Genomic DNA, 12,393 nt, shown 5'->3' on the forward strand with positions numbered 1-12,393 from the left:
CTCATCTGATCCACCCGAAACCCTGCACGGTGTCGAGCCCGAGCCCCCATGAACGGATCGCGTCCACGAACCGCGGGTCGGCTTCCATGGACACCCGCACCTGAGCCCCGATCCTGGGAGCCCCCCGCACGGAAAACCGCCGCCGGGGCCCGGCTTTCAGCAGCCGGAGCGAGCGCGGAGCGGGAAGTCCGAGTACGTCGGCCTTGTGTGTGAGATTGTGCGCCAACCGCTCGATGTAGTGCTCGTCCCCGGGCAGCAACTCGCGCCGCTCATGACGCACGACCACCGGAGTCGCGGTCTCCAATTCGACCAGCCCCTCGACGGGAGCGGGCGCCGCCACCTCAATGCTGAACCCGCGCACACGGAGCCGAGCATTTCCCCAGACGATCTCGGTGCGCCTCGCCAGAGCCGTCACGAGAGCCGCCGCGATTTCTGGCACGGGTGAACCGAACCAGATGGCCCCGTGTGGCGATGTGGTGTAGACGCCATTCTTTTGGGGAGCCCCCTTGAACTGAGGACTGGTCACACCGATCGGTTTCAAAGGGTGACCCCTCCATCCGTCGTCATGCAGCGAACGCGCGATGGCGGGATCGTGCTCTTCCAACAGGCGGTAGACGACCGCTCGCGCGGGCCCATGCACGTCTGCCCACGTCAAGTGGGGCGCGTCGGTCGCGACGTCCACTCTTATGCGCATGTGCGACCGCCGAGGAGTTTGAGGTGGGCGCACGCCGAGGAGTCAATTGCCATGCGCTGCACGGTAGTCAGCGGAGCCGGACTGTGAGTCGGGTTCCCGGGAATTTCCATGCGGGCGAACCTTTGTTCTGGCGGTGCTGGATTTGACGACAGTCTGCTGCCCTTGGGTGAGCTTGCGCAAAAGCGTCTGACCTGCGGATGTTCGCTACCGAAGAGTTGCCGCAGAGTTTCTTAGCGGACATTCCGAAGATGGGTAAATAGTATGAGCAATTCTTCTGCCCCGTCTTTTGGGGGGTAGCATGGAAGGTTCGCCGGATTTGAGGGGCGGATGGTTTGCCTGTAGCCCTGGTGGGATCTCAATGGTGGAGTTGCAGTTAGGTTTTTCGTTATCAGCCCTGTTGGGTTGAGGGCGAGGCCGTCGGCTGTGAGGGCCGACGGCCTCACCTGTCCAGTGGCCCTGCGCTGAACGGGTCGATTATTCGTGGCGCTCGTATGCCAACGGTCTTGCTCGGAAAGAGCTGAACTACAACTCCATCCGAGAGGGGCTGACCGTAGGGGAGATCAATGGGCTGCATCGGCGCATGCGCGCTGGCTAAATTTGGCCGACGAAGTAATCATATTTTTTGCGGTGCGGGGCTCTTGGTGGTGTACGTGAATGGCCGGGCTGCCGCGAAAGCGGCTAAGTCTGATGCGTGGCTGTTGAACGTGAGCGCTGGGGTCACCGCAATCTGCATCATCCTCACCGGCCTGCCTGACAGGGGGCGGGGCGCAGACGGTCCTGATGCTCTCCGTCGCTGTATCCCGGGTCCGCGTTGACGGAGGGGGGAATTGGGCAGTCGCCGGTCAGGCCGAACGGATGTTGCGAATCCCCCAGGGGCTGATGACGACGGCAAGGCGATCCGTCCCTGCTTCCTTCTCCAGGCCGTTACGAACCCACCAGGGACTAATGACGACTGAGATCAGCCATCTGCACGCGGGTCACCAGCCACTGTTGCGAACCCACCAGGGCTGATGGCAACGCCCCGACGCCATGGTCGCCGCCGTCCGCATGGTCATGTTGCGACCCCCCCGGGGCTGATGACGACCCGCACCGGCACGGTCACCGTCCCACGCAATCACATGTTGCGAACCCACCAGGGCTGATGACGACGGCGGAGACCCGACGCTGGCTCGATGAGGCCGACGCGTTGCGAACCCACCAGGGCTGATGACGACCAGCCGGTCAAGCTCGTCCGCGATCGGGTCGGCCTTGGTTGCGAACCCACCAGGGCTGATGACGACGGGATGACGTACGCGGAGCATTCGGCCAGCCACTCCCGCAGCGACCCGACGGTAATGCACCCGCCGAGGCCAGAGGTGCCCGCCAAGTGTCACGGGCGGCCCTCCGGGGGGAGGTCTACATGATCGGGCGATGTGCGCCCCCGGCAGGACTCGAACCTGCGGCCAAGCGCTTAGAAGGCGCCTGCTCTATCCACTGAGCTACGGGGGCCGATGGTGTGGCCATGGTGCCCGGAGCCCATGGGTCCGTGACCTTGCCGGGGACAAGGATAGGGCTCCAGACGCCTTGCCCCGGTTGCTTCACCTCCGTGGCACGATGTGGAGGTTCGGTGAAGCGAACCGATAATCGCAGGCAGGTGCGATTCCCGCAGCGCTTTTGGCGTCTCCGGTACCGGGTGTTGTGCAGTCGTTATGCCTGCGCCCTACTCGTCCCTTCTGTTCCCAGTGTCCTATCGGCGCGCAGGGGGTCCCATACGCTTCAAAATCACATCGAAATTGGGCATTCTTCGCATGTGGTGACCTTGGATGCACGGCCTCAGCTGATCAACGCACTAACCGCCCTGCGCGACCGGGTCGCCGCCGTGCGTCTGCCGCTGCCCCTGCCCGGAGCGCCCCGGGCACGTCAGACGCGCAGGGAGCTGCTGGCCCAGCTCGACGACTATCTGATCCCCCGGCTCAAGAACCCCGGGGCGCCCCTGCTCGCCGTCGTGGGCGGATCGACCGGAGCCGGGAAGTCCACGCTGGTGAACTCGCTGGTGGGGCGGCGGGTCAGCGAGGCCGGGGTGTTGCGGCCGACCACGCGGATGCCCGTACTCGTCTGCCATCCCGACGATCTTCACTGGTTCGAGGGTATGCGGGTGCTGCCCCACCTCACCCGGGTCTGGCTGCCGCGCCAGGACGACGACGGTGACGAAGGCGGAGACCCCGGCGAAAACACCCCCGAAGGGGGTAATCGTCTACGGATCGAGACAGCACCCTCCCTGCCGCGCGGGCTCGCGCTGCTCGACGCTCCCGACATCGACTCCCTGGTCGTTGAGAACCGGCTGCTCGCGGCGGAGCTGATCTGCGCGGCGGACGTCTGGGTCATGGTGACCACCGCCTCCCGGTACGCGGACGCCGTCCCCTGGCATCTGCTGCGTACCGCCAAGGAGTACGACGCGACGCTCGTCATCGTTCTCGACCGGGTTCCGCACCAGGTCGTGACCGAGGTCTCCCGGCAGTACGCGGCCCTGCTCACCAAGGCGGGACTGGGCGAGGTGCCCCGTTTCACGATTCCGGAGCTGCCCGAGTCCGCCGGGGGCGGCAGCGGGCTGCTGCCCACCACCGCCGTGGCGCCGCTCTTCGGCTGGCTCGCCCACCGGGTGGAGGACCCCGCCGCCCGTCAGCAGGCCCTGGGGCGCACGGCCACCGGGGTGATCGACTCGCTGCGGGCCCGGATGCCGGAGCTGGCCGCCGCCGTGGCCGGGCAGTACGCCGCCGCCGTCCGGCTCATGGGCGTCGTCGAGGACGCGTACGACGCGGAACACGCCCGGCTGAACCGGCAGCTCGCGGCCGGAGCGGTGCTCGCCGGGGACGCCCGGACCCGCTGGCGCGGCTTTCCGCGCGACAGCTCCGCCGGGGAGGTGCTCGACTCGCTGACCGGCAGCCTCTGCTCGCTGGTGCAGTGCGCGGTCGCCGCCGCCGACGAGCAGGTGTGCGACTCCTGGCGGTGGGAACCGGGCGCGGGCGCCCTCGACCCCGCCGGGCGGCTCGACCCCGAAGCGGCCGAACGGATCGGGATCACCGTCCGCCGCTGGCGGCGCGAGCTGGAGGAGCTGGCGGAGGACGAGGTGAGCGGGGCCGACCTCAACACCGCGCCGGACCCGGAGACCGTCGCCGCGCTGCTCGCCGCGGCCCTGCTCGGCGGGCGGCGGGCCAAGGGCGCGGGCGGGCGCCTCGCCGAACGGATCGGGATGCCGGGCGCGCTGCGCCTGCGGGAACGGGGCGGTGAGCTGCTGCACATCTGTGTCGGGACCCTGCTCGGCGGGGAACGCGACCGCAGACTCGCCCCCCTCGACGCCCTGGACGTCTCCCCCGAGCCGCAGGCCGAGCTGATCGCCGCGCTGTCCGTGCTCCAGAGGGTGAAGTGAGAACGGTGGCCGCCGCCTTTGACGACATCGCCCCGGACACCACGGTCAGCCCACAGAGGAGCATGCGAAGCACAAGGAGTACGGGAAGCGGATCGGTCGGCGAATCTCAGCGCGGGACAGTCGGTGGGTCTCAGCGCGGGACAGAAGGGGACTGTGAGGGTGTGAATCCGTACGAGAAGACCACGGACGGGCCCGGAGAAGGGAAGGAGCGGGAACCGGACACCGGTGCCGGGCGCCGCCCCCGGGGCTCCCGGCCACAAGCCGTCCGCTGGGACGACGGACTCATCGCCCGCCGCGCCCGCCCCGACGGCCGGAGCCACCCGGGCGACCGCGCCGACGCGCCGGGCACCCCCCGCCCCGGCGCGGACAGCGGCCCGGGAGGCGCCCCGGAGAACGCGGCGGGCGCCGGGCCGGGCGACGGGCCCGGGAGCGAGGACCTGACCGGATACCCCGGCGGCTCCGGCGCCGCCGTCCGCCCCCGGGGCGACGAGCCGCCCCCCTTCGGCGGCACCTACGACGGCCCCCTCCGCGCCCGTCTCGACGCCCTGCGCGAACTCATCGGACTCTCCCGCACCCGGTTGGAGAGCAGTGCTCTCGCCGAGGCCCGCCGGGTCCTGGACGAGGCGTCCGCCCGGCAGCGGCTGTCCTCGCGGCACACGGTCGTGGCGATCGCCGGAGCCACCGGAAGCGGCAAGTCCACCCTCTTCAACGCCCTCGCGCAGGTCCCGCTCTCCGAGACCGGACTGCGCCGCCCCATCACCTCGGCCCCGATCGCGTGCAGCTGGTCGGAGGGCGAGGCCGGACTCCTCGACCGGCTCGCCATCCCCCCGAGGCTGCGCCGCAGACCGCTCGCAGGGGGCGAGGAGGCACTCTCGGGCCTGGTCCTCGTCGACCTGCCCGACCACGACTCCGCCCTGGTGCGCCACCGTGAGCAGGTGGACCGGGTCCTGGCCCTGGTCGACGCCGTGATCTGGGTCGTCGACCCGGAGAAGTACGCCGACGCCGCCCTCCACGAGCGCTATCTGCGTCCGCTCGCGGGCCACGCCGAGGTGATGTTCGTGGTGCTCAACCAGGTCGACCGGCTCACCGCCGACGCCGCCGACCAGGTCCTCGACGATCTGCGCGGCCTCCTCGACGACGACGGCATGGCGCTGGGCGAACACGGCGAGACCGGCGCCACCGTGCTCGCGCTCTCGGCGCTCACCGGGGAGGGCGTCGGCGAGCTGCGCGAGGCGCTGGGCCACTTCGTCCGGAGCAGGACCGCCGCCGCGCGCCGGCTCTCCGCCGACGTCGACGCCGCAGCGGAGGAGCTGCGTCCGGCCTATGTCGCCGGGGGGCGGACCGGTCTGGACGAGCGGGCCCGCGACGAGTTCGCCGCCCGGCTCGCCGAGGCTGTCGGGGCGGGCGCCGCGGGCGAGGCCGCCGAACGCGAGTGGCGCAGACACGCCGTCCGCGCCTGCCGGACCCCCTGGCTGAGGCTGTGGCGCTGGTACGGACGGGTCCGCACACCCGGGAGCGGCTCCCCGTCGGCGGTCGCGCCGGTGGAGGAGGAGCCGACCGCCCGCCAGCGGGTGGAGCAGGCGGTGCGCGCCGTCGCGGACGAGGCGGCGGCGGGACTGCCCGCGCCCTGGGCCCAGGCGGTGCGCGAGACGGCGGTACGGGGCGCCGAGGGGCTGCCGGAGGCGCTGGACGAACTGGCCGCGCGGGAGGCGGCGGAGACCGGGAAACGGCCGCTGCGGCCCGCCTGGTGGCCCGCCGCGGTCCTGACGCAGATGTCGATGACCCTGCTCCAGTTGTACGGGGGGCTCTGGCTGACGGGCCAGATCGTGGGGGTGCTGCCCCCCGGGCTGACGGTGCCCGCGCTGCTGATGGCCGCCGGTGTCATCGGCGGGCCGCTGGTCGAGTGGGCGTGCACCGCCGCGGTACGGGGGCCCGCGCGGCGGTACGGGCAGGACGCGCGACGACGGCTGCGGGAGGCCGCCGCCGGGTGCGGACGGGCCATGGTCCTCGATCCGGTCGCGGGGGAGCTGATGCGGTACCGGGAAGTGCGGGAGCGGTACGGCACGGTCGCGGGCCGGAACGCCACGACGCTGGTGGGCCGGTCCGCCAGACGCCGTACCCGGTCCGCGCGGATGGGCTCGCGGGCGCGGGGCCGCTGACGGGCCGCTGCCTCGGGGGCCGTCAGGATTCACCGGGGTCCATCGGGGTCCACCGGGGGCATCGGGGTCACCGGGTCCATCGGGGCCAGGGTGCCCCCGGAGGGTGACGGAGTTGTCCACAGCCGGGCCGCCGTCCACAGGGCCCGGCGGGAACGGCCCGTCCGCTCCAGCATGGGAATCGGTCGGCACGGGGCCGACCGGAGCGGACGGGGAGGTGGCCGTCGTGAACGACCCGACGGTGACGCTGGTGGGCAATGCCGCCACCCAGGTGGAGTACCGGGAGACGGCGACGGGCGGGATGGCGAGATTCCGGCTCGCGGTCACCCCGCGCCGCTGGGACCGCGTGCGGGAGACCTGGGTGGACGGCCGTACGAGTTTCTACACGGTCCTCGCCTGGCGCGGTCTCGCCAGGAACCTGGCGGGTTCGGTGGCGGTGGGCGAGCCGCTGCTGGTGCACGGGCGGCTGCGGGTACGGGAGGGGGACGCCGAGGGGTACCGGGACACCCGGGGCGACGACGGCGGGGGCGAGGACCGGTCCGCGGTACGGCGGTGGACTTCCGTGGAGATCGACGCGGTCGCGGTCGGCCACGATCTCAGCCGGGGGACGGCCGCATTCCGCCGCGCGCCGAAAGCCGCTCCGCCCACGGCCGCTCCGCCGCTGTCGGCCGCGCCGCCGCCCACCGCCGTGCCTCCGGCGGATTCCCTCGGCCCGGAGCGCGACCCCCGGGGAAAACCCGCTCCGGGCCCGGCCGGTGACGCCGTGGAAGACCCTTTGTGCGATGAGTGGGACGAGAAAGGGCGAGCGGTACCCGGCGCCGCGGCGGACCCGGTGGACGCGGATTCCGGGCTGCCTTCCACGGTGCGTCCCGGGATGCCTCCCGGGGTTCCCGCCACGGCGGTGGTGCCGCCTTTCTGACGGGCCCCGGCCGGGCCCCGGCGAGGCCCCGGCCGGGCCAGACACGGCCCCGGCCCGGCCGTGACCCGGCCCGGCCTGACCGGGGCTGACACGGGCCCGGCCCGGTCCAGCATGGCCCGGCATGGCCCGGCGCGGCGTGATCCGATCCGACCGGGTCGGCCGGGAACCGTCGGCGGGCCGCCGACGGCGGGATGTGGAGATGTGTCGACCGCTGAAGGGGGAACGGCGATGGTCCTGCCGACGGGGATAACGATTCTGATTCGGAATGCTCGTCCGACCGCAGGACGGGAGCTTGTGCCATGTGCGCGTCTCTAGGATTTCCCGGTATTCACGGGTCACTTGAGTCTGCCGGCGAGGCACCCACCCCATGCGCCCCTTGTGAACACGCGGTACGCACAGGGGTACTCCGTGCACACGAGTGCGCGTCCGCTGCGAATACCGCCTCGCCTGGAGGGAATTCTGTGTGTGCGAACTTCTGCGCGCCGACCGGAGACGGGAACGGACGGGGGCGCCGATCGCTACGCCGTTCCACGGCCGCGTTCCTGACGTCGGGTCTGCTTCTGGCGGGCGCGCTGACAGGGCTGGGCGCGGGCACGGCACGCGCCGATGACGGGGTCCGCCCGCAGGACGGGGCCCTCGCCACGCTCGACGGGCTGAAGACCTTCGACCGGGCCGTGGTCCGCGCCAAGGGCCGCAGCCACTCCATTCCGGCGGGCCTCTTCGAGATGACCGTCGAGGGCGGCGGCCGGCTCAAGACCTACGGGGTCGACCTCCACGACCCCGCCCAGGACCAGGCGCGCTACCGGGAGACCCCCTGGCGGCAGACCGCGCTCGGCGCCCGGCGCGAGGCGGGGAGGATCCACTGGATTCTCCGGAACTCCTACCCCCAGGTCGACGACCTCACCCGGCTCGCCGAGGCCGCGGGCACCGGGCCGCTCACCCCGCGTACGGCGGCGGCCGGTACCCAGGTCGCCATCTGGCGCTACTCCGACGGGGCCGACGTCGTCGCGCTCGACCCCGCGGCGGAGAAGCTGGCGGACTGGCTGGAGAGGCGGGCCCGCCCGGGCACGGAGCCGCGGGCGTCGGTCGCCCTGGAGCCGAGCGCGGTCGCGGGCAGGCCCGGGACCCGGATCGGGCCGGTGACGGTGCGGACCGGGGCCGAACGGGTCTCCCTGGCCCCGGCTCCGGCCGCCGCCGCCGACGGGGTCGAGGTCACCGACGCCGCCGGGAAGCCGGTGACCTCCGTGGCGGACGGCGCGCGGGTGTACATCCGGGTGCCGTCCGGCGCCCGGGACGGCTCGGCCGCGCTCACCGCCCAGACGGCCACCTCCGTGCCGGTGGGCCGGGCCCTCACCTCCGCCACCGGGAGCCAGGCCCAGATCCTCGCCCACTCCAGCGAGTCCACGGTCACCGCGCAGACCCTGGCCGTCTGGGCGGAGAAGGGCCCGATACCGGCGCTCTCGGCGCGGCACGACTGCGCCGCGTCCCAGGTGGAGATCACCGCGGCCAACGCCGACACCGCGCCGTTCACCTTCACACTGGCCGACGCCGAGCACACCGTGCCCGCGCGGGGCAGCAGGACGGTCCGCCTCCCGGCGGTGGAGGACCAGCCCTACGAGGTGCCGATCACCGGGGCCGACGGCTTCCGGAAGAGCTTCCGGGGCGTCCTCGACTGCCGTACGGCCGGTGCCGCGGTGCCCGCGCCGTCGGCCACGGCGCCGGGTTCCGGTACCGGGTCCGCCGCGGAGCCGGGGACCGGCGGCCCCTCGCCGATGACCGTCCCCCGGCTGGCGCCCGCGTCGGCGGACACCGCGCCGGCCCTGCCCGACGAGGATCTCGCCGCCACCGGCAGCACCGGCATCACTCCGCTGATAGCCGGAGGGGCCGCCGTGCTGATGGCGATCGGCGGCGGTGTCCTCTTCACCCTGCGCCGCAAGGAGCCCCGGGCGGCGGGCGCCGAGCGCCGGGACCCCACCTGGGAGTGAGCCGCTGTCCCCTCGGCCGCCGCCCCCCGGCCGTCCCCCTCGGCCGTCCGTCCCGGTCCGCCCGGCCGGAGCGGACCGCGGCCGCCCCGGAGCGGCCGGGGCCCGCCGGGACGGCGCACCGTGACCGGGCCCGTACGGCGCGTGGCCCCCGGGTGTGCCGTCGCCCGCCAACCGGTTTCCGTCGGGGGATGGACGTACGGCAAGATGGGGTGTATCTCTGCCCACCCACTTAGCTGCCGGACGGTTTCTCTTGGCTGAGTACATCTACACGATGCGCAAGACGCGCAAGGCGCACGGCGACAAGGTCATCCTCGATGACGTGACGCTGAGCTTCCTGCCCGGCGCGAAGATCGGTGTGGTCGGCCCGAACGGCGCCGGTAAGTCCACCGTGCTCAAGATCATGGCCGGTCTTGAGCAGCCCTCCAACGGCGACGCCTTCCTGTCGCCCGGGTACACGGTCGGCATCCTGCTCCAGGAGCCGCCGCTGGACGAGTCCAAGACCGTGCTGGAGAACGTCCAGGGCGGTGTGGCCGAGATCAAGGGCAAGCTCGACCGGTTCAACGAGATCGCCGAGCTGATGGCGACCGACTACTCCGACGCGCTGCTCGACGAGATGGGCAAGCTCCAGGAGGAGCTGGACCACGCCAACGCGTGGGACCTGGACGCCCAGCTGGAGCAGGCCATGGACGCCCTGGGCTGCCCCCCCGGGGACTGGGCGGTCACCAACCTCTCCGGTGGTGAGAAGCGCCGGGTCGCCCTCTGCAAGCTGCTGCTCGAAGCGCCCGACCTGCTCCTCCTCGACGAGCCCACCAACCACCTGGACGCTGAGTCCGTCCAGTGGCTGGAGGCGCACCTCGCCAAGTACCCCGGCACCGTCGTCGCGATCACCCACGACCGCTACTTCCTCGACAACGTCGCGGGCTGGATTCTCGAACTCGACCGCGGCCGTGCCATCGGCTACGAGGGCAACTACTCCACCTACCTGGAGACCAAGCAGACCCGTCTGAAGGTCGAGGGCCAGAAGGACGCCAAGCGCGCCAAGCGGCTCAGGGAAGAGCTGGAGTGGGTCCGCTCCAACGCGAAGGGGCGCCAGGCCAAGTCCAAGGCCCGTCTCGCGCGGTACGAGGAGATGGCCGCCGAGGCGGACAAGATGCGGAAGCTGGACTTCGAGGAGATCCAGATCCCGCCGGGGCCCCGGCTGGGCAGCATCGTGGTCGAGGTCGAGAACCTCTCCAAGGGCTTCGGCGACAAGCTCCTCATCGACAACCTCAGCTTCACCCTGCCGCGTAACGGCATCGTCGGTGTCATCGGCCCCAACGGTGCCGGCAAGACCACGCTGTTCAAGATGATCCAGGGCCTGGAGCAGCCGGACTCCGGTTCGATCAAGGTCGGCGAGACCGTCAAGATCTCCTACGTCGACCAGAGCCGCGCCAACATCGACCCCAAGAAGTCGCTGTGGGCCGTGGTCTCCGACGAGCTGGACTACATCAACGTCGGCCAGGTGGAGATGCCCTCCCGCGCCTATGTCTCGGCGTTCGGCTTCAAGGGCCCGGACCAGCAGAAGCCGGCCGGGGTGCTCTCCGGCGGTGAGCGCAACCGGCTGAACCTCGCGCTCACCCTCAAGCAGGGCGGAAACCTGCTGCTCCTCGACGAGCCGACCAACGACCTCGATGTCGAGACGCTGTCCTCGCTGGAGAACGCCCTGCTGGAGTTCCCCGGCGCGGCCGTGGTCGTCTCCCACGACCGCTGGTTCCTGGACCGGGTCGCCACCCACATCCTCGCCTACGAGGGTGACTCCAAGTGGTTCTGGTTCGAGGGCAACTTCGAGTCGTACGAGAAGAACAAGGTCGAGCGTCTCGGCCCGGACGCGGCCCGTCCGCACCGTGCCACGTACAAGAAGCTCACCCGGGGCTGAGGAGGTCGGAGACTCACCCATGACCCGGCACATCTATCGCTGTCCGCTCCGCTGGTCGGACATGGACGCCTTTGGACACGTCAACAACGTGGTCTTCCTGCGCTATCTGGAAGAGGCGCGGATCGACTTCATGTTCCGGCTCCGGCCCTCGGACGGCTCCCCGTCCTTCTCGGGCGGGTCCGTGGTGGCGCGGCACGAGATCGACTATGTGCGGCCCCTCGTCCACCGGCACGAGCCGGTGGTCATCGAGTCCTGGGTGACGAAGATCGGCGCGGCGGCCCTCACCATCGCCTATGAGGTGAAGGACGCCGAGGGGGCCGACCTGGTCTATGCGCGGGCCTCCACCATCGTGGTCCCGTACGACCTGGAGGCCGGACGGCCGCGCCGGATCTCCGCCGAGGAGAAGTCCTACCTCCAGCGGTATCTGCCCCCGGTGGAAGAGGACGCTCTCGTCGGATGAGCGTGCCCGTGCAGCGACTGAGCTGCGCCGACGCGAGAGAGGCGGAGGATCTCTCCGCCTTTCTCGCCCGGCTGCTCCGCTATGACCGCGCCGCCGCGGTACGGCTTCAGGCGGGGGGCCCCGACGGGGCCCTGCCGCAGCTCGCGGTCTTCGGCCGGCCGCCGTCCTTCGAGGTGCTGGCGATCCGTGCCGCGCGCCTCGCCGAACCGGCCCGGCTCGATGTCACCGTCTCCGCCGGTGAACTGCTCGAAGCGATCCAGGGGGCGGATTTCACCGTGCCGGGGCCGGTCACCGGCCCGCCGTGGGCCGGGGTGCTCCCGCCCCGGGGCGGCTGGCGCGATCTCGCGGGTCTGCCCGGGGCCGACCGGATGCGGGAGGCGGTGGCCGCCGCCGTGGCCGAGTTCCGGGCCCGGGACGAGGCGCTTCCCGAGGAGCGGCGGACCCGCGCCGAGCGGGACCGCGTCGGCCGGGAGATCTGGTCGCGGACCCTCGGCGACACCCCCCTGCCGCTGCGGGCCGTGCATGCCGCCCAGTCGCTGGGCTTCCTGCGGCCCGGGGTCCCGGCGGCGCTGCTCGCCAGCGGGTCCTGGCTCCGGCTCCGTACCCCCTTCGGCTCCGTCGCGCTGCGCACGGGCGGCCTCGGCCCGCTGAGCGTCACCCCCACCAGGCCGCCGCACCAGCACTGACCGCGCCGGGCTCCCGATGAATCTCGGGGCCCGTGCCCATGGCTTGTTTCTTTGGTGTCCATGGGCGCGGGAGGCGTCGGCTGTCGGGCCCGGAGGCCCGGGCGGGGCGCCCCGGTCGGAGACCCCGCTCCCGACCCGCCCCCGCCCGGCTCCACCGCCCCGCCCGCGAGCC

The 12,393-nt window shown here is 72.0% G+C and carries 8 protein-coding genes, 1 tRNA gene and 1 CRISPR repeat array; of the genes, 7 read left to right on the forward strand and 2 right to left on the reverse strand.

Annotated elements, in window-relative coordinates; genetic code table 11:
• Position 1: 1 nt before the first annotated feature.
• Both cas6 and CRV15_RS19200 read right to left on the reverse strand, forming a co-directional pair.
• Entirely contained in the window at positions 2 to 682 is a 681-nt protein-coding gene (gene cas6, locus CRV15_RS19195) for a CRISPR-associated endoribonuclease Cas6 (RefSeq protein WP_230864112.1), read from the reverse strand.
• A 1,001-nt stretch (positions 683 to 1,683) separates the two neighbouring features.
• A CRISPR array of direct repeats spans positions 1,684 to 1,974; the repeat unit is 29 nt; unit sequence GTTGCGAACCCACCAGGGCTGATGACGAC.
• A gap of 135 nt (positions 1,975 to 2,109) precedes the next feature.
• Positions 2,110 to 2,182, reverse strand: a tRNA-Arg gene (locus CRV15_RS19200).
• A gap of 310 nt (positions 2,183 to 2,492) precedes the next feature.
• Here CRV15_RS19200 and CRV15_RS19205 point away from each other — a divergent pair.
• The 7 genes from CRV15_RS19205 to CRV15_RS19235 all read left to right on the forward strand — a co-directional run bounded on the left by CRV15_RS19205 (position 2,493) and on the right by CRV15_RS19235 (position 12,221).
• Positions 2,493 to 4,100: a dynamin family protein gene (locus CRV15_RS19205; protein ID WP_029182926.1), complete on the forward strand. Its 1,608-nt coding sequence runs from the start codon at positions 2,493 to 2,495 to the stop codon at positions 4,098 to 4,100.
• Positions 4,101 to 4,261: 161 nt separating this feature from the next.
• Positions 4,262 to 6,259, forward strand: a complete 1,998-nt coding sequence (locus tag CRV15_RS19210; protein ID WP_009996235.1) for a YfjP family GTPase — start codon at positions 4,262 to 4,264, stop codon at positions 6,257 to 6,259.
• A gap of 223 nt (positions 6,260 to 6,482) precedes the next feature.
• Complete coding sequence (locus tag CRV15_RS19215) at positions 6,483 to 7,175, forward strand: single-stranded DNA-binding protein (RefSeq protein ID WP_003955777.1); 693 nt, start codon at positions 6,483 to 6,485, stop codon at positions 7,173 to 7,175.
• Between the two features lie 461 nt (positions 7,176 to 7,636).
• Entirely contained in the window at positions 7,637 to 9,160 is a 1,524-nt protein-coding gene (locus CRV15_RS19220; protein WP_003960515.1) for a thioester domain-containing protein, read from the forward strand.
• A 250-nt stretch (positions 9,161 to 9,410) separates the two neighbouring features.
• Positions 9,411 to 11,075 (forward strand): energy-dependent translational throttle protein EttA, encoded by a 1,665-nt coding sequence (gene ettA / locus CRV15_RS19225; protein ID WP_003960513.1) that lies wholly within the window; start codon positions 9,411 to 9,413, stop codon positions 11,073 to 11,075.
• A gap of 19 nt (positions 11,076 to 11,094) precedes the next feature.
• Positions 11,095 to 11,535, forward strand: coding sequence for an acyl-CoA thioesterase (locus CRV15_RS19230; protein WP_003955781.1), 441 nt, complete (start codon positions 11,095 to 11,097; stop codon positions 11,533 to 11,535).
• Positions 11,532 to 12,221: a DUF8010 domain-containing protein gene (locus tag CRV15_RS19235; protein WP_003955783.1), complete on the forward strand. Its 690-nt coding sequence runs from the start codon at positions 11,532 to 11,534 to the stop codon at positions 12,219 to 12,221. Before CRV15_RS19230 ends, CRV15_RS19235 begins: the two co-directional genes overlap by 4 nt.
• The last annotated feature ends 172 nt before the right edge of the window (positions 12,222 to 12,393 follow it).

Origin of the sequence: Streptomyces clavuligerus (assembly GCF_005519465.1) — a bacterium.
GTDB lineage: Bacteria > Actinomycetota > Actinomycetes > Streptomycetales > Streptomycetaceae > Streptomyces > Streptomyces clavuligerus.